At 69.8% G+C, this 17,706-nt stretch carries 14 protein-coding genes and 1 pseudogene; 9 read left to right on the forward strand and 6 right to left on the reverse strand.

Features of this window, described 5'->3' with window-relative positions:
* Positions 1–271: 271 nt before the first annotated feature.
* Positions 272–1,570: a DUF6986 family protein gene (locus ACWCP8_RS33455; RefSeq protein ID WP_451119984.1), complete on the forward strand. Its 1,299-nt coding sequence runs from the start codon at positions 272–274 to the stop codon at positions 1,568–1,570.
* A gap of 62 nt (positions 1,571–1,632) precedes the next feature.
* Here the strand turns inward: ACWCP8_RS33455 and ACWCP8_RS33460 are convergent, their stop codons facing one another.
* The gene (locus ACWCP8_RS33460) at positions 1,633–2,475 is read right to left on the reverse strand and encodes an alpha/beta fold hydrolase (protein WP_451119986.1); all 843 of its coding nucleotides are present in this window, start codon (positions 2,473–2,475) and stop codon (positions 1,633–1,635) included.
* Between the two features lie 143 nt (positions 2,476–2,618).
* On the opposite strand from ACWCP8_RS33460, the gene ACWCP8_RS33465 reads away from it, so the two are divergent.
* Complete coding sequence (locus ACWCP8_RS33465) at positions 2,619–3,836, forward strand: M20 metallopeptidase family protein (protein WP_352267210.1); 1,218 nt, start codon at positions 2,619–2,621, stop codon at positions 3,834–3,836.
* A 142-nt stretch (positions 3,837–3,978) separates the two neighbouring features.
* Here the strand turns inward: ACWCP8_RS33465 and ACWCP8_RS33470 are convergent, their stop codons facing one another.
* Positions 3,979–5,007 carry a LacI family DNA-binding transcriptional regulator gene (locus tag ACWCP8_RS33470; protein WP_030975253.1) on the reverse strand — a complete coding sequence of 343 codons (1,029 nt, stop codon included), beginning with the start codon at positions 5,005–5,007 and terminating at the stop codon, positions 3,979–3,981.
* A 183-nt stretch (positions 5,008–5,190) separates the two neighbouring features.
* On the opposite strand from ACWCP8_RS33470, the gene ACWCP8_RS33475 reads away from it, so the two are divergent.
* Complete coding sequence (locus tag ACWCP8_RS33475) at positions 5,191–6,156, forward strand: ROK family protein (protein ID WP_451119988.1); 966 nt, start codon at positions 5,191–5,193, stop codon at positions 6,154–6,156.
* Between the two features lie 464 nt (positions 6,157–6,620).
* Here the strand turns inward: ACWCP8_RS33475 and ACWCP8_RS33480 are convergent, their stop codons facing one another.
* The gene (locus ACWCP8_RS33480; protein ID WP_451119990.1) at positions 6,621–8,663 is read right to left on the reverse strand and encodes an NPCBM/NEW2 domain-containing protein; all 2,043 of its coding nucleotides are present in this window, start codon (positions 8,661–8,663) and stop codon (positions 6,621–6,623) included.
* A gap of 267 nt (positions 8,664–8,930) precedes the next feature.
* On the opposite strand from ACWCP8_RS33480, the gene ACWCP8_RS33485 reads away from it, so the two are divergent.
* The 4 genes from ACWCP8_RS33485 (at position 8,931) to ACWCP8_RS33500 (ending at position 12,902) form a co-directional block, all read left to right on the forward strand.
* Positions 8,931–10,220 carry an ABC transporter substrate-binding protein gene (locus tag ACWCP8_RS33485; protein WP_451119992.1) on the forward strand — a complete coding sequence of 430 codons (1,290 nt, stop codon included), beginning with the start codon at positions 8,931–8,933 and terminating at the stop codon, positions 10,218–10,220.
* Between the two features lie 16 nt (positions 10,221–10,236).
* Positions 10,237–11,151: a carbohydrate ABC transporter permease gene (locus tag ACWCP8_RS33490; protein ID WP_352267206.1), complete on the forward strand. Its 915-nt coding sequence runs from the start codon at positions 10,237–10,239 to the stop codon at positions 11,149–11,151.
* Entirely contained in the window at positions 11,148–12,074 is a 927-nt protein-coding gene (locus ACWCP8_RS33495; protein ID WP_326602023.1) for a carbohydrate ABC transporter permease, read from the forward strand. Before ACWCP8_RS33490 ends, ACWCP8_RS33495 begins: the two co-directional genes overlap by 4 nt.
* Before the next feature lie 147 nt (positions 12,075–12,221).
* Complete coding sequence (locus ACWCP8_RS33500; protein WP_451119994.1) at positions 12,222–12,902, forward strand: formylglycine-generating enzyme family protein; 681 nt, start codon at positions 12,222–12,224, stop codon at positions 12,900–12,902.
* A 242-nt stretch (positions 12,903–13,144) separates the two neighbouring features.
* Here ACWCP8_RS33500 and ACWCP8_RS33505 read toward each other — a convergent pair whose 3' ends face one another.
* Complete coding sequence (locus ACWCP8_RS33505; protein WP_267006746.1) at positions 13,145–13,321, reverse strand: hypothetical protein; 177 nt, start codon at positions 13,319–13,321, stop codon at positions 13,145–13,147.
* 198 nt (positions 13,322–13,519) lie between these two features.
* Between ACWCP8_RS33505 and ACWCP8_RS33510 the strand changes: the two genes are divergently transcribed.
* Positions 13,520–14,557, forward strand: a complete 1,038-nt coding sequence (locus ACWCP8_RS33510; RefSeq protein ID WP_352267205.1) for an NUDIX hydrolase — start codon at positions 13,520–13,522, stop codon at positions 14,555–14,557.
* On the opposite strand, the pseudogene ACWCP8_RS33515 reads toward ACWCP8_RS33510, so the two are convergent.
* Positions 14,516–14,907: pseudogene (locus tag ACWCP8_RS33515) on the reverse strand (MBL fold metallo-hydrolase); the annotation flags it as partial. The gene ACWCP8_RS33510 and the pseudogene ACWCP8_RS33515 sit on opposite strands and share 42 nt — an antisense overlap.
* Before the next feature lie 24 nt (positions 14,908–14,931).
* Positions 14,932–16,296, reverse strand: a complete 1,365-nt coding sequence (locus ACWCP8_RS33520; RefSeq protein WP_451119997.1) for a M20/M25/M40 family metallo-hydrolase — start codon at positions 16,294–16,296, stop codon at positions 14,932–14,934.
* Between the two features lie 184 nt (positions 16,297–16,480).
* Here ACWCP8_RS33520 and ACWCP8_RS33525 point away from each other — a divergent pair, with 184 nt between their 5' ends.
* Positions 16,481–17,695, forward strand: a complete 1,215-nt coding sequence (locus tag ACWCP8_RS33525; protein ID WP_352267203.1) for a geranylgeranyl reductase family protein — start codon at positions 16,481–16,483, stop codon at positions 17,693–17,695.
* Positions 17,696–17,706: the final 11 nt, after the last annotated feature.

Genomic DNA, 17,706 nt, shown 5'->3' on the forward strand with positions numbered 1-17,706 from the left:
CCCCGATCTTCGACCTCGTCGACTACGGCGTCGTCGGCGACCTCTTCCAGGTCGTCCCCCAGCTCACCGACGAGGTCAACACCCGCAAGGGCTGATCCTCCGGGGAGCTGTACCCGTTGTCGACGGTTCGGGGCCGCGTGGTGTGTTCTCGCCGCGCGGCCCCGGACCGTTTCTGATCACCGTTGACGCAGGTCCGACAGCCTTATAACTTCACTATACGGATTGTTGATTCCGGGAAGCGGAAACAGCGAGAGTGTGGAGGGTGCCGAAAATGGGTCAGCAGGAGAAGGTGGCAACGAGCCTCGCCGGTGCGGTCAGCGAGGAGATCAGCGCCTCCCTCACGGCAGTGGACGCCGAGCTCGCCCGCCGCTACCCGGGAGACCCCGGCACCCGCCAGCCCGTCCACACGGTCTACGTCCCCGGCGACACCTTCACTGCCGGCACCATCCGCTCCTGGGGCGACCAGGCGCTGAAGGCCCTCGACGAACATGCCCCCGACGCGGCCTCGCTCGCAGCCGTCCTCGGCATCCCGGAGGAGCTCGCCGCACCCGTCCACGACCGCGTACGCGCCAAGCTGAGCCGCGAGCCCGTCGAGGACCTGCGCATCGACTTCGAGGACGGCTACGGACCCCGGCCCGATGCCGAGGAGGACGAGGCGGCAGCCCGAGCCGCCCGGCTGATCTCGGAGGCATACCGGAACGGCACGGCGGCCCCGTACATGGGTATCCGGATGAAGTGCATGGAGGCCGCCGTACGCGACCGGGGCATCCGCACCACGGACATCTTCCTCACCGGGCTCATGCAGGCGGGTGGCCTCCCCGACGGCCTGGTCCTCACCCTTCCCAAGGTGACGTACCCCGAACAGGTCACCGCCTTCGTCCGGCTCCTCGAAGCCTTCGAAGAGGCCCACGGTCTGCCGTCGGGACGACTCGGCTTCGAGATCCAGATCGAGACCAGCCAGTCGATCCTGGCCGCCGACGGCACCGCCGCCGTGGCCCGAATGATCGGCGCCGCGCGGGGGCGCGCGACCGGCCTGCACTACGGCACCTTCGACTACAGCGCCTGTGTCGGCGTCAGTGCCGCCTATCAGGCGAGCGACCACCCGGCCGCGGACCACGCCAAGGCCGTCATGCAGGTGGCTGCCGCAGGCACCGGCGTGCGCGTCTCCGACGGCTCGACCAACGTCCTCCCTGTCGGCCCCACCCACCAGGTCCACGAGGCCTGGCGACTCCACTACGGCCTCACCCGCCGCGCACTGGCCCGCGCCTACTACCAGGGCTGGGACATGCACCCGGGCCACCTGCCGACCCGTTACGCGGCTGTCTACACCTTCTACCGCGAGGGCCTGGAACAGGCCGCGGCCCGACTCACCGCATATGTGGCCGAGGCGGGCGGCGATGTGATGGACGAGCCCGCCACCGCAAAGGCCCTCAGTGGCTATCTGCTGCGCGGTATCGACTGCGGAGCCCTGGACGCCGCCGAGGTCGCCCGCCTGACGGGGCTGACCCGGGCAGACCTCGACGCCTTCGCCTCGCCGCGGCGCGGGGGACTGACGGTGACGGCGCCGTAGCGCGCGCGGTTCAGGCCCGTACCGTCGCCCCCTCAGGAAGGCACGGGCTTCGGCCCGTGCCGTCAGCCCCGCAGGAAGGTCTCGACGGTCCCGCCGAAGCAGAAGGGATCGTCGAGCCACGGGAAGTGGCCGGCGCCCGGCTGGACGGCGAGTTCGCCCTTCGGGAACAACCGTGTGACGGTGGCCGCGACGCGAGGAAGCGGACCACCGTCCAGCTCGCCCGCAAGGATCAGCACCCGGGCATCCAGCGCGGCGATGGCGTCGCGGGCCGCGGCAGGGGCGAAGGCGCCGTCGGACGCGTAGATGTCCGCGGCCTCGTAGTTGCTCTGCTCGACGTCGGCTGCGGCGTGGGCCTGGGCGGCCGTGTCCCAACGCCCGTAGAAGAACGGGGCGATGGCATCCCAGTCGGCGTCGGTGGCGGAGCCTGCCCAGACTGCCTCGTACGCGTCCCGCGCGGTCTTGAACCACGGCTCGGCCGTGCGCAGGGCGGCGGCTTCGCGACGATGCTCCTCGGTGAAGTCGACACCGAGGGCACGCGCACGGGCAGTGATCAGCGTCAGGGTCCGGATGCGCCGGGGGTGCCGGGCCGCGTGGAGGATCGCGAGATCGCCGCCCGCGGAGTGCGCCAGAACGTCCACCCGGTCCAGACCGAGGTGTTCGCGGAAGGCCTCCACATCGGCCACCTGACGGTCGACGCGGTAGGTGGCCGGGTCGGCGGGGATGCCTGAGTCGCCGGTGCCCCGCAGGTCGAGCATGACCAGTTGGTGCCGGCTCGACAGGCCACCCAGATCGCCGAGATAGGCGGAGGCGCGCATGGGACCACCGGGCAGAACGAGCAGTGGCTCGCCCTCGCCCACGAGGTGATAGGCGAGTTCGGTTCCGTCGGGAGCGGTGAAGGCAGGCATGGCGCAATCCTGGTGACCGTACGACAGAGACAACAAGCGGTTTACGCAGAGTTCCCCGGCCATGCCGGTCGCGCTCGTGAGGACCGGGTGGCACGGGAGCGGAAAACAGTGAGGATAGGGGGACCGACTCGCGAGGAGACGCCATGACCGATGCAGCTCGCCGCACCGCCGACCTCCGTGGATCCGCCGCCGCGCTCCTGCCCGAACTGGTCGCGCTGCGCCGCGCTCTGCACCGGGAGCCCGAAATCGGCCTGGAACTGCCGCTGACCCAGGCGAAGGTACTGGCAGCGCTGGACGGGCTGCCTCTGGAGATCACCCTGGGCAAACAGCTCGCCTCGGTCACGGCCGTGCTGCGCGGCGCGCTGCCCGGTCCGGTGGTGCTGCTCCGCGGCGACATGGACGCGCTGCCGGTTCAGGAGACCAGCGGGCTGCCGTACGCCTCCGAGATCCCCGGCGTGATGCACGCCTGCGGCCACGACCTGCACACCGCCGGACTGGTCGGCGCCGTACGGCTGCTCTGCGAGCGGCGCGACGCACTGGCCGGAACCGTGGTGTTCATGTTCCAGCCCGGCGAGGAGGGCGACGCCGGGGCCCGGGTCATGATCGACGAAGGTGTGCTCGAAGCTGCGGGCACCAGGCCGGTGGCCGCATACGCCCTCCATGTCGCGTCCGCGCTGCTGCCGCACGGATTCGTCAGCACCCGCCCCGGGCCGATCCTGGCCGCCGCCGATGTCCTCGACGTGACGGTGCGCGGGCGCGGCGGACACGGGTCCAGTCCGCACAGCGCCCTGGACCCGATCCCGGCCGCCTGTGAAGCCGTAACAGGCCTGCAGACCATGGTGACCCGCCGCTTCGACGCCTTCGACCCGGTTGTCGTGACCGTCGGCAGCTTCCACGCGGGCACCACCCACAACGTCATTCCCGACGAGGCCGTGTTCTCCGCGAGCATCCGGTCCTTCTCCGCGGAGGCACGGGCCCGTGTACGCGAGGAGGCGCCCCGGGTCGTACGCGGCATCGGGGAGTCGCACGGGATGATCGTGGAAGCAGTCGTCGACGAGGGCTACCCGGTCACCGTCAACGACCCCGCCGAGGCGGCGTACGCGGCCGACACGGTGGGCCAACTGTTCGGAGCCGACCGCTACTTCCAGCTGCCGAACCCGATCGCCGGGGCCGAGGACTTCGCCTTCATCGGTCAGCACATCCCTTCCGCCTATCTGATGCTCGGCGCCTGCCCCGCCGATCTCGACCCCGCGACAGCCCCCTACAACCACTCCCCGGAAGCCGTCTTCGACGACTCCGTGCTGGGTGACGCGGCGGCGCTCCTTGCGGAGCTGGCGCTCGGACGGCTCAGCAAGGGCTGAGGGACCGGGCGCACCCGCCGCTCGGGCCGACCAGTTCGTGGTCCGTACGGCGTGTGATCCGGCCGACGAGGGCACGGGGCACAGGCGAGCAGAGGACACCGCCGAACAGCGCGTCCATCGATCTGTCTGTCGACGTCCCGGCTCAGGCAGGCGGCAGTTCACCGGAGCCGCGGGCGATGAGCGACGTCGGCAGCTCCACCCGCGCCGGGGCGTCGTCCGCGCCGTCCAGCCGGCGGAAGAGGTGCTCGGCCGCCGTCCGGCCCACGGCCGCGGCGTCCTGGGAGATGACCGTGATGCCCAGCAGGTCGGCGAGTTCGATGTCGTCGAAACCGACGAGGGCGACCGGGCGCTCCCGGTCCGCCAGCACACGTACCGCCGTGACCGTCACACGGTTGTTGCCGGCGAACAGGGCGGTGACGGGTTCGGGGCCGGAGAGCATCGCCTCGGCCGCCGCCCGGACCCGCGCGGGGTCGGTGGAGCCGAGGGAGACCCAGGAGTCCTGGACCGTGATCCCGGCGTCCACCATCGCGGCGTGATAGCCGCGCAACCGCTCGGTGGCGGTGTGGATACGGGGCTGGTCACCGATGAATCCGATCCTGCGGTGGCCGTGCGCGATCAGATGGGCGACACCCTCGCGGGCGCCGCCGAAGCTGTCGGAGAGGACGATGTCGGCGTCGATCCGGCCGGCCGGGCGGTCCACGAAGACGGTCGCGATGCCCGCTTTTATCTCCGGTTCCAGATAGCGGTGGTCGTCACCGGCCGGGATCACGATCAGTCCGTCCACCCGGCGGGCGCACAGCGCGAGCACGAGCTCCTGCTCGCGCTCCGGGTCCTCCGCGCTCGACCCGTTGATGAGCAGGGCGCCGTGGGCGCGGGCGACTTCTTCCACGGCGCGGCTCAGCGGCCCGTAGAAGGGGTCGGCGAGGTCCTCGAGGACCAGGCCGATCGAGGCGGTGCGGCCCTTGCGGAGTACTCGCGCGCTGTCGTTCCGGCGGAAACCGAGCGCCTCGATCGCTTCCTGCACCCGGCGCTCGGTGTCGGGTGTGACTCCGGGCTCGCTGTTGACCACGCGGGAGACCGTCTTGAGGCCCACTCCGGCGCGGGCGGCGACATCCTTCATGGTCGGCCGGTTGCCGTAACGGGGCTCGTGATGACGGGCGGTCTCTGCCACGGTGCGCTGTCCTGTCGTCGGGTGCGGGGCTGTCCGGCGGGCCCGCGGTCGGTGCTGCGGAGCGGGCCGGAGGCTGTGGCGTCGAGCATAGGCCCTGGACAACGTTGTCAGCTGACTGGAGACTATGCAGACTATTTACCGAAGATGCAGGTCCGCCCCCTCACCCATCCGGAGCCCACACCCATGCATACCGACCTCGTCGCCGCGCTCGACATCGGCGGCACCAAGATCGCCGGCGCCCTGGTGGACGGCACCGGTGCGCTTCTCGTACGGGCGCAGCGGCCGACGCCCGCCCGGGAGAGCGGCGAGACGGTGATGGGTGCGGTGACGGATGTGCTGACCGAGCTGACCGCCTCGCCGCTGTGGGGGCGGGCGACCGCCGTCGGTATCGGCAGCGCGGGTCCGGTGGATGCGTCGGCGGGTACGGTCAGCCCCGTCAACGTTCCCGGCTGGCGCGACTTCCCGCTGGTGGAGCGGGTACGGAGGGCCGCCGGCGGGCTGCCCGTCGAGCTGGTCGGCGACGGGGTCGCGATGACCGCTGCCGAGCACTGGCTGGGTGCGGCCCGCGGTTATGACAGCGCGCTGTGCCTGGTCGTGTCGACCGGGGTGGGCGGCGGGCTGGTCCTCGGCGGCAAGCTTCACCCGGGCCCCACCGGCAATGCAGGTCACATCGGTCACATCAGTGTGGATCTGGACGGCGACCTTTGCCCGTGCGGTTCGCGCGGCTGCGTCGAGCGGATCGCCAGCGGACCGAACATCGCGCGACGCGCTCTGCAGGGTGGCTGGCAGCCCGGCCCGGACGGCGACGCCACCGCCGCTGCCGTGGCCGCCGCCGCGCGGGCCGGACATCCGGTAGCCATCGCGTCGTTCGAGCGCGCCGCCCAGGCGCTGGCTGCCGGAATCGCCGCCACCGCCACGCTCGTCGAAATCGACATCGCGGTGATCGGCGGGGGAGTGGCGGGCGCGGGCGACGTCCTCTTCGCCCCGCTGCGCCGCGCCCTGCGCAGCTACGCAACGCTCTCCTTCGTGCAGCAGCTCACGGTGGCCCCTGCGGTGATGGGCACGGACGCCGGCCTGGTGGGCGCAGCGGCCGCCGCCTCGTCGGTCAGGCCCGGCGGGACGGCAGCCACGGCGGCGCTGACCGGCTGAACGCGAGGCAGCTGTCGGGCAGGTCCTGCTTCGGAATCGCGCGTTGATCGATGCGGTCCGGCAGCCGGGCCCGCCCGGTGGTCGCGCCCATGTCCGGAACCGGTCCGGAAGCGGCACCAGGTCCGTACGCTGCGCCCGCCCGGCCCCCGTACCGACCCCGGCTCCCGTACCGGACCTGGCACCCGTACCGGACCTGGCACCCGCGCCGGACTCGGCACCAGGTCCGTACGCTGCGTCCGCCCGGCCCCCGTACCGACCCCGGCTCCCGTACCGGACCTGGCCCCCGTACCGACCCCGGCTCCCGTACCGGACCTGGCACCCGTACCGCCCCCGGCACCCGTACCGGACCTGGCCCCCGTACCGACCCCGGCTCCCGTACCGGACCTGGCACCCGCGCCGGACTCGGCACCAGGTCCGGACCGAGGCCGGCCCGGCACCGGGCCGGCCTCGGCTGCCGATCCGGCTCAGCACCCCATCCGCAGGTCCGCCCAGTCCGCGTGGTCGGAGTCGACCCCGTCCCCGCCGTCGGTGACCACCAGACGTACCACCTGCGCACCGCTCACATCCGCAGTGATCGGCTGCGCGGCCATCGCATTGGTCAGCACCCCGGTCGACGCCACCTTCGTGCCGTCCGCCCAGATCTCGAACGCCACGGTGCCCTTGGCGCCCTTCTCGTCGTCGACGCCCACCTGCGCGGTCACCGCGCTGCACGCGCCGGCCGCGTAGAACTCGACGGTGCTCTGCGCGTGTACCCCGAGCCCCTTGGCGAAGACCGTGCCGCCGATGGTCAGCGGATTGCCGTCGCCCGGATTGCTCTCACCGTTGCTGGTGTCCTTCTCGACCGGCCCCCAGCCGTTGGACGCGGAGAGCTGCGGCAGATCGCTGAGATAGCTGCTGCCCGCAGGTGGCGCCACCACCACATGAGCCCGGAACGGGACCGAGGACCGGACCCGCGTGCCGGCCGGTGAGCGGTACTGGGCGGAGAGCGTCAGATCGTACGTGCCGGTGGCGGCGCCCGCGGGTGGCGTCACCTGCCAGCGCGTGGTCAGCGCCTTGCCGGTCGGCACGGTCGCGGATCTGGTCGGCGACAGCGCCTTGATCTGCCAGCCCGACGGGCCGGTGAGCGCCGTGGACACCCTCTTGGCGGGCGTGCGGCCCAGATCGGTGACCGTCGTCGTCAGCGGTGCGGTGCGGCCCGCCTCCACCAACGGGTTGCCGTTCAGGCCCAGTTCCACGGCGGGCGGGTGCGCGGCCCACTTGCGGTCGGCGGCGACGCGCAGCAGGACCGTGCCGTGTGCCGGGACGGTCGCCGAGACGGTGCCTGCCGTGTTGTACGTCGCGTGCTCCCACAGGTCGCGCATGGTGTACGCAGCGGCCTGCGGCAGCCCCGCCGCCTCGGCGGTCGTCGAGATGCGCTGAGCGCTCCCGGACTCGTTGAAGAGTGCCACGACCCGGCTGCCGTCCTTCATCTCCTTGGCGACGACCCACCGTCCGTCGGTGGAGGAGAGCACAGTGCCCTGCTTGCCCAGCGGGTCCTGATCGACGGCGATGACTTCTCGGTTGGAGAGGATCTCGAAGGTCTCCGGCGTCGCCTTGCGCAGATCGGAGCCGATCAGCAGCGGCGCCGCCATCACGGACCACATGGAGAAGTGGGTGCGGTACTCGGTGTCCGTCATTCCGCCGTTGCCGACTTCGAGCATGTCGGGGTCGTTCCAGTGCCCCGGTCCCGCGGCGGGGGCGAGCGGCAGGTTCTGCTTCATGATCGACAGCATGCTGCCCCAGCTGTCGCTGATGTCGCCCGTCGTGCGCCAGAGATTGCCGACGTCGGCGGCCCACTCCCAGGGCTTGTTCTCGCCCCACTCGCAGATGCTGTAGACGATGGGACAGCCGGTGGCCTCCAGCGCGTCACGCATGGTTGTGTAACGCAGCTTCGCATTGACGCCTTGGTTGTTGCAGTTGTCGTACTTGAGATAGTCGACGCCCCAGTCGGCGAACTGCTGCGCATCGCTGTACTCATGGCCCAGCGCACCCGGCAGGCCGACGCTGTCGCACGTCTTCGTGCCGGCGCTGGTGTAGATGCCGAGCTTGAGCCCCTTGGAGTGGACGTAGTCCGCGACGGCCTCGATGCCGTTCGGGAAGCGCACCGGGTCGGCCTCCAGCTTGCCGTCCGCATTGCGCTGCGGCTTCGCCCAGCAGTCGTCGAGGTTGACGTACTGGTAGCCGGCGTCCTTGAGGCCCTTCTCGACGAAGATGTCGGCGATGCCCTTGACCATCGACTCGTTGAACTCGGCCCGGCAGTGGGTCGAGTTCCAGTTGTTGAACCCCATCGGCGGGGTGAGCGCGAGCCCGTTGCCGGACTGCGGGGCGGCCGCCGTCGCAGTGGCCGGAGCCGGTGAGTCCGCCACGGCGGGAGCGGTTGCCCCTGCCGCACAGAGCAGCCCGGCCGTCAGCGCTCCGATGACTCTTCTGTGGCTTGTGCGGGTTGTACGGGTTGGAAGATGACGCATCGTTACGTTCCTCCATACTCGTGCCGGATCGGATGACGTCATGCGCACGCCAGTGACGCGCGATTACGTTAGGGCGTGTTGAAGTCTGTTGGAAGGGGAGCAGTAACGGTTGTTCGGCATCTCGTCAAAACCCTTGACGGCACCCAGGCTTGGAGGTGAGATCCAATCGCACGTTCGGTTGTGTTGGGTTGGCATCCCGGAGGAGGGGTCATGGCGCACTCTTCGTACGACAGTTCAGGCGTGCCGGGCAGTGTGGCAGGACATCGGATGTCCCGACGAGATCTGTTGCGTGGTGCAGCAGTTGGTGCGGGCGCGATCACGCTGCCTTCGCTGCTCACCGCATGCGGCAGTGGCCCCGGTGGTGACGGCAAGACGATCCACATGGGGTCGAATTCGTCCGACCCCGTTCCGAAGAAGGCGTTCGCCGAGGCGTTCAAGGCATACGAGGCGCAGTCCGGTGGCCGCAAGATCGCGGTGAACACCGTTGACCACAACACCTTCCAGGAGAACATCAACAAGTATCTGCAGGGCAATCCGGACGACGTATTCATGTGGTTCGCCGGCTACCGGATGCAGTTCTTCGCCAAGAAGGGCCTGCTGTACGACATCAGTGACAACTGGGAGCACTACGAGGGCTTCTCGGACGCGCTGAAGGCCCAGTCCACCGGTGAGGACGGCAAGCAGTACCTCACGCCGTACTACTACTACCCGTGGGCCGTCTTCCACCGTAAGAGCCTCTTCGCCGACCGCGGCTACCAGGCGCCCAAGACACTCGACGAGTACGTGGCGCTCGCCAAGCAGATGAAGAAGGACAAGCTCGACCCCATCGCGTTCTGCGACAAGGACGGCTGGCCCGCGATGGGCACCTTCGACTACATCGACATGCGGACCAACGGCTACGAGTTCCACAAGAGCCTGATGGCCGGCGAGGCAGCCTGGACGGACAAGCGGGTCAAGGAAGTCTTCGACACCTGGCGCCGTCTCCTCCCGTACTGCCAGCAGGGCGCCAACGGCCGCACCTGGCAGGAGGCCGCGACCAGCCTGCAGAAGAAGGAAGCCGGCATGGCGGTCTTCGGACTGCCGCACCCCGGTGCCCAGTTCCCGAAGGGCGAGCAGGAGGACATCGACTTCTTCCCGTTCCCGGTCATCAACCCGGAGCACGGCCAGGACGCGGTCGAGGCCCCCATCGACGGCTTCCTGCTGGCGAAGAAGTCCAAGAACCTCAAGAACAAGAAGAGCGTGGAGAGCGCCAAGGACCTCCTGAAGTGGCTGGCCACCGGGAAGGCCGAGGACATCTACCTCACGAGTGACCCCAACAACATCGCGGTCAACGACCAGGCGGACATCTCCCAGTACTCGGCGCTGCAGAAGAAGGCCGTGGAGCTAGTCTCCGGCGCGAAGCAGATCTCGCAGTTCCTGGACCGCGACACCCGGCCGGACTTCGCCTCGACCGTCATGATCCCGGCCATCCAGAAGTTCATCAGCAACCCGAACGATGTGGACGGTCTGGTCAACGACATCGAGCGGCAGAAGAAGACCATCTTCGCCTCCGACTGAACCTGGAGTACCGACCGTGTCGTTCCTCTCGGGGCGGCGCACCGAACGACGGGGGCCGCGGCGATTCTCCGGCCGCGACCTCGTCGTCATCGGTCTGCTGCTCGGTATACCGGTCCTGCTCGACATCGCCGTCGTGTGGGGCCCGACCCTCGCCTCCGTCGTGCTCTCCTTCACCAGCTGGGACGGCATCGGCGACATCAAGTGGGTCGGTACGCAGAATTACGCGAACCTCTTCACCAACTACCCGCAGTTCTGGCCCGCCGCCCGGCACAACCTGCTCTGGCTGGCCTTCCTCGGCCTCGTCGCCGCGCCGTTCGGACTGCTCCTCGCCGTACTCATCGACCGGGGCGTGCGGTTCAGCCGCTTCTACCAGTCGACGCTGTACATGCCGGTCGTGCTGTCGCTCGCCGTGGTCGGCTTCATCGCGCAGCTCGTCTTCTCCCGCGACCAGGGAGCCCTCAACGCGATCATCGGGGACACCGAGTCGCCGACCGACTGGCTCGGCGACCCGGACCTCAACATCTGGATGGTCCTGCTCGCCGCGGCCTGGCGGCACACCGGCTATGTGATGATCCTCTACCTCGCCGGGCTCAAGGCCGTCGACCCCTCGCTGAAGGAAGCTGCCGCCATCGACGGGGCGAACGAGGCCCAGACCTTCTTCCGCATCGTCTTTCCCACACTGCGGCCGGTCAACGTCATCGTCGGCGTCATCACCGTCATCGAGTCCCTGCGCGCCTTCGACATCGTGTACGCCGTCAACCACGGCCGCAATGGACTCGAACTGCTCTCGGTGCTCGTCACCGACAACATCATCGGCGAGGCCAGCCGGGTCGGCTTCGGCTCCGCCATCGCCGTCGTCCTGCTGACCGTCTCCCTCGGATTCGTCGTGACGTACCTGGTCCAGGAGCTCCGAGGGGAGAAGAACCGATGACCGTCGACACCGCCCCCGCCCGCCCCGCCGCACAACCCGCGCCTTCGGCACCCGCAGTCGGGCGCCGCAGAATCCGCCCCGGCCGGCTCGGGGTGCACGCCTTCCTGATGGCGGTCTCGCTCGCGTTCCTCGCCCCGCTGCTGCTCGCGGTGTACGCCTCGCTGCGGCCGTACGACGAAACCTCCGAGTACGGCTACTTCTCGCTGCCGAAGCATCTCTCGTTCGACTACTACCGGCAGGCGTTCACCGACTCGGGGATGACGAAGTACTTCGTCAACACGATGATCATCGCGGTCCCCGGGGTACTCGTCACGCTCTTCCTCGCCTCGTTCGTGGCCTTCGCGCTGGCCCGGCTGAAAATGCGCGGCGGGATCGTCCTGCTGATGCTCTTCACAGCCGGGAACCTGCTGCCGCAGCAGGTGATCGTGACGCCGCTGTACGTGGTGTTCAACCGTATCCCGCTGCCGTACTGGATGTCCGACTCGATGACGATGTACGACTCCTACTGGGCCGTCGTCGTCGTGCAGATCGGCTTCCAGATCGGCTTCTGCGTCTTCGTCCTCGCCAACTTCATGCGCACACTGCCGCAGGAGATCCTGGAGGCCGCGATCGTCGACGGCGCGGGCGTCTGGACGCAGTACTGGCGGATCACCCTGCCGCTGTGCCGCCCGGCTCTCGCCGCGCTGGGCACACTCCAGTTCACCTGGATGTACAACGACTTCCTCTGGGCACTGGTCTTCGTCTCCGACGGCGACAAGCTCCCCATCACCTCGGCCCTCAACAACCTTCGTGGGCAGTTCTTCACGGACTACAACCTCCTGGCCGCGGGCTCGGTGATCGTCGCCCTGCCGACACTCGTGGTCTTTCTGTTGCTCCAGCGCCACTTCATCGCGGGGCTGACGCTGGGGTCGAGCAAGGGGTAGCGGTCCCAGGCGCGAGGTACAGGGGGATGGTGACGTGTTCGACCTCGAGCGATGGCCGCATGTGAGGTCGTGTCAGTTCCTGACGTCGTCCCACAAGTGACTGTTGGCACTGCCGTTGGATCAATGGCCCACTATGATCACCTGCCCATGGACGTGAACGCGGGAAACGAGATGATTGCCGTTGCGCCGGGCCGCGTGACGTTGTCGGACCGGCGAACGCAGCGGAGCTGGTCGGCCGGTCTTGCGCCCTATCGGCTGGGTGCGTTCCCGACCACTCAGGCGCAGTACGCACAGATCACCGGTCGACGGCCGAGCAGTGGGCACGGCGACCGGTTGCCCGTCGAGGGCGTTTCATGGTGGGACGCGGTCCGGTTCTGCAACGCCTTGTCCCGACGCGAGGGGCTGACGCCCGTCTATCGCCTCGATGCCGACGCCGAGGGCATCGAGTGGGACACATCTGCTGACGGATACCGGCTGCCGACCGAAGCCGAGTGGGAGCACGCATGTCGTGCCGGTACGGCCGACGCGCGGTACGGGCGGCTCGACGAGATCGCTTGGTATCGCGGCAACTCGTGCGAGCGGATTCACGACGTGGGCGGCAAGCAGCCCAACGCGTGGGGTCTGTACGACATGCTGGGCAACGTGTGGGAGTGGTGCTGGGACATCTACGATGCCGAGGTCTACGGCACCTATCGGGTGCTGCGCGGCGGCGGGTGGTTCGACGAGCACTGGAGCTGCCGGGCCTCGGTTCGGCGCCGGAGCCACCCGACCTTCCAGGTCGACGACGTAGGATTCCGCGTCGCGCGTTCCGTCTTCTCCGAACTTTGAGAGCGACGTCGCTCCAGCGACATGGATTGCTGCTGCCCGCTGCGCGCCGACCGCCGGGCGCTCCCCGCGGCATCCGATCGTGCCTGCTGACCCCCCGCCTGCGGCTGTTTGCCGTCCTGCCCGGGCTCGTGGTCCTGCTGCTGCAGTTCCACTCCGAGCGGGGCTCACGCCGGGGCCGGGCGAGGGTGAGGGAGCGTCGGCGGACAGCGCCTCCCGGCCGGCGGCGGCTCCCACGAGCCGGATCAATGCCCCCGGTCCGCCGACTGCTGCGGTACGACCACCAGGAACGCGTCCTCCTCCAGGTCCATCACGACCTCGGCCGCCATGCCCTCGCCACGGCGTGCTGCCGCGAACTCCTCCGCAGGCCAGCTGCCCCGCGGACCGCCCGCCGGAAACCGCTCCAGTACTGTGCGCCGCACGGTGTACCCCCTTGCCCTCGACGGCTCCAACGACCTCCCGCCGCCGTCGTTACGGCCGGGCGGACGTCCGGACTCGTACGGTGGGACGCCCGTCGACGGCTTCCGGCGGCCCCGTTCGTGCAACAGGATCGCCACGGTCGGGTTTTCGCGGCAGGGTGTTGCGGGCAAGCCACAGGGGTCTACGGAAGAGGGGGAACCGTGATCGTCTGGGTCAACGGTGCGTTCAGCGCGGGCAAGACGAGCGCCGCGCGCGAACTGATCGATCTGATCCCGAACAGCACCTTCTACGACCCCGAACTGATCGGCGGGGCGCTGCGGTACCTGCTGCCCCAGAAGAGACTGGCCGAGGTGACCGACTACCAGGATCTGCCGATCTGGCGGCGGATGGTGGTGGACACCGCAGCGGCTCTGCTCGCCGAACTGCCCGGGGTGCTCGTGGTGCCGATGACGCTGCTGCGGCAGGAGTACCGCGACGAGATATTCGGAGGGCTCGCCTCCAGGCGCATTCCGGTGCGTCATGTGCTGCTCTCACCTGAGGAAACGATCCTGCGGCAGCGGATCGCCGGTCGTGAGGAAGTACCGGACGATCCGGAAGCGAGCGAACGCGTGCGGCAGTGGGCCTACGAGCACATCGAGCCCTACCGGGCGGCTCTCGACTGGATCACCGCGGACGCCCATACCATCGACACCAGCACACTGACCCCGCAGGAGACGGCCGAGCGCATCGCCGAGGCCGTCCGCACCGGAGCGGCCGGCGCGTGCGAGATCGTGCAGACGCCCGAGCCGACCGCCGAGACCCTCGCCGCCGGGGTGCTGCTCTTCGACGAACACGACCGGGTCCTGCTCGTCGACCCCACGTACAAGCCCGGCTGGGAGTTCCCAGGCGGAGTGGTGGAGCCGGGTGAGGCACCGGCCCGGGCCGGGATAAGGGAAGTGGCCGAGGAGATAGGGATACAGCTCGACCGGATACCGAAACTGCTGGTCGTCGACTGGGAACCGCCGAACCCGCCCGGGTACGGAGGATTGCGGCTGCTCTTCGACGGCGGCCTGCTGCGCCGCGAGGAAGCGGACCGGCTGCGGCTGCCCGGCTCCGAACTGCGCGGCTGGCGGTTCGTCACCGAGGCGGAGGCCGCGACGATGCTGCCGCCCAACCGGTACGAACGGCTCCGCTGGGCCTTGCGGGCCCGCGAGCGGTCAACCGTGCTCAACCTGGAAGCCGGAGTCCCGGTCGGCTGACGCCCGCAGCACCGCCGCCGCGTCGATGGTGAGCGGATTGCCGGGCCGAAGCGCACGGTGGACGGTACCGGCGCGGCCGGCCGCCGGAACGAGGCCAGGGCCTCGGCCCGGTCGGCGTTGAAAACACCTGGCCTCCCCTGGCCCACCCCGGCCACACAGTCCCCCGCGAACAGCACACCGTGGTGCGGCAGATAGACCGTGAGGGAGTCGGGGGTGTGGCCGGGGGAGCGGACCACGCGGGCCCCACCGCCGAAGGCGAGCTCGTCGCCGTCGGCCACCTCACGGTCCACCCGGGTCGGTGGGGCCGCGGGCACGGTCAGCGCATGCTCGTACAGGGGCCGGTCCCGGTCGGGACCGGAGACGGCAATGCGGGATCAGGCCCGCTTGGACTCCGCGTAGTTCTGCAGGAACAGCGCCTCGGCGACCGAAAGCCGCTCCAGCTCCTCGGGCGACACGCTCTCGTTCACCGCGTGGATCTGGGCCTCCGGCTCGCTCAGGCCGATCAGCAGGATCTCCGCCTCCGGGTAGAGCGTCGCGAGAGTGTTGCAGAGCGGGATCGAGCCGCCCATGCCGGACGACTGCATCTTCTCGCCGGGGTAGGCGGTCTCCATGGCCTGCGCCATCGAGGTGTACGCCGGGCTGGAGATGTCCGCGCGGAACGCCTGGCCCTGGCCCACCTGCTCGACAGCCACCCGTGCGCCCCACGGGGCATGCGCCTTCAGATGGGCGGTCAGCAGCTGCGTCGCCTCGGCGGCGTCCTGGCCCGGCGGCACCCGCAGGCTGATCTGCGCCCGCGCCGTCGCCTGCAGCGACGGCGTCGCGCCGACCACGGGCGGGCAGTCGATGCCGATGACGGTGACGGCCGGCCGGGCCCAGATGCGGTCGGCGACCGTACCGGTGCCGATCAGCTCCACACCGTCGAGCACCTTCGCGTCCGCGCGGAACTCGGCCTCCGGGTACTGCAGTCCCTCCCAGTCGGCGTCCGTGGCGAGCCCGTCGACGGTCGTGGTGCCGTCCTCGGCGCGCAGCGACGCCAGCAGCTGGATCATCGCGGCCAGCGCGTCGGGCGCGGCGCCGCCGAACTGTCCGGAGTGCAGGTTGCCTTCGAGGGTGTCGAGCGTGACCCGGAGCATCGTCATCCCGCGCAGCGTCGCGGTGACCGTCGGCAGGCCCACCCGGAAGTTGCCCGTGTCGCCGATGACGATGGTGTCGGCGGTCAGCAGATCGGGGTGCGCCTCGGCGTATCGCTCCAGACCGCCGGTGCCCTGCTCCTCCGAGCCTTCGGCGATCACCTTGACGGAGACCGGGACGCCGCCGTTCGCCTTGAGCGCGCGCACGGCGAGGAGGTGCATGATGAAGCCGCCCTTGCAGTCCGCCGCGCCGCGGCCGAACCAGCGGCCGTCGCGCTCCGTCAGCTCGAACGGCGGGGAGAGCCAGGCGGACTCGTCGAGCGGCGGCTGCACGTCGTAGTGCGCGTAGAGCAGCACGGTCGGGGCGCCGGCCGGACCGGGCAGGAAGCCGTAGACCGACTGGGTGCCGTCGGGGGTGTCGAGCAGGGCGACGTCCTGGAAGTCCTCGGCGCGCAGTGCGTCGGCGACCCAGTTGGCGGCCGCCTCGCATTCGCTCTTCGGGAACTGCGCGGGATCCGCCACCGACTGGAAGGCCACCAGCTCGGCCAGCTCCGCCTTGGCACGAGGCATCAGCGAGGCGACAGTCTCGGAAATCGGATGGGCGGTCATGGGCACGCTCCTCGTGGGTGCGACGTTATGTGTACGAATCCGTCTGCACGAACGCCGTGGGTGCGGCGTTGCATGTATGGCGAACACACGGTCGATCCTCCCACAGCGGGGGACGGCCGCAACGCGCCGTAGGATGCCGTGAGCAGTGTGGGCCACTGGTCGGGATCGGGAGCAGAAGCACATCGTGAGCAGCGAGAACGCAGACGCCGGACGTGAGCTGGAAGAGTCGTCCGTGTGGGACGTCGTCGTAGTCGGCGCCGGACCGGCCGGAGCCTCCGCGGCATACGCGGCGGCGGTTGCCGGCCGACGGGTATTGCTGCTGGAGAAGGCGGAACTGCCCCGGTACAAGACCTGCGGCGGCGGCATCATCGGGTATTCGCGTGATGCGCTGCCGCCCGGGTTCGAACTGCCGTTGCAGGACCGGATCCACGCGGTGACGTTCTCGCTCAACGGCAGGCTGGCGCGGACGCGCCGTTCCAAGCGGATGCTCTTCGGGCTCATCAACCGGCCCGAGTTCGACGCGGGTCTGGTCGAGGAGGCGCAGAAGGCGGGCGCCGAACTCCGGACCGGAGTGACGGTGACACGGGTCGAGCAGCACGGCGCCGCGGTCCCGGACCGGCGCACGGTCGCCGTGGTGCTGGCCGGCGGCGAGACCGTCCTCGCCCGTGCGGTCGTCGGTGCCGACGGCAGCGCGGGACGCATAGGGGCCCATGTCGGGGTGAAGCTCGACCAGGTGGACCTCGGCCTGGAGTCGGAGATCCCGGTCCCGGCCACGGTCGCGGAGGACTGGGCGGGGCGGGTACTGATCGACTGGGGCCCGATGCCCGGTAGTTACGGCTGGGTGTTCCCGAAGGGCGACACCCTGACCGTCGGTGTGATCTCGGCGCGCGGTGATGGCGCGGGGACCAAGCGGTATCTGGAGGACTTCATCGCCCGGCTCGGCCTCGCCGGTTTCGAGCCGAAGATCTCCTCCGGTCATCTCACGCGCTGCCGCAGCGACGATTCGCCGCTGTCGCGCGGGCGGGTGCTCGTCTGCGGCGACGCGGCGGGCCTGCTGGAGCCGTGGACCCGTGAAGGCATCTCGTTCGCGCTGCGTTCGGGGCGGCTCGCCGGTGAGTGGGCGGTCCGGATCGCGGAGTCGCACGACGCGGTGGACGCCCGCCGTCAGGCGCTCAACTACGCGTTCGCCATCAAGGCCGGACTGGGCGTCGAGATGGGTGTCGGCAGGCGCATGCTGAAGCTCTTCGAGCGCCGCCCCGGCATACTGCACGCGGTGCTGACCGGATTCCGCCCGGCCTGGAAGGCGTTCGCCGGGATCACCCGGGGGACGACTTCGCTGGCCGAGCTGGTCCGTTCGCATCCGCTGGCACAGCGTGCCCTGTCGGCGATGGACCGCTGACGGACCAGGGG

The sequence above is a fragment of the Streptomyces sp. NPDC002206 genome, assembly GCF_053593595.1.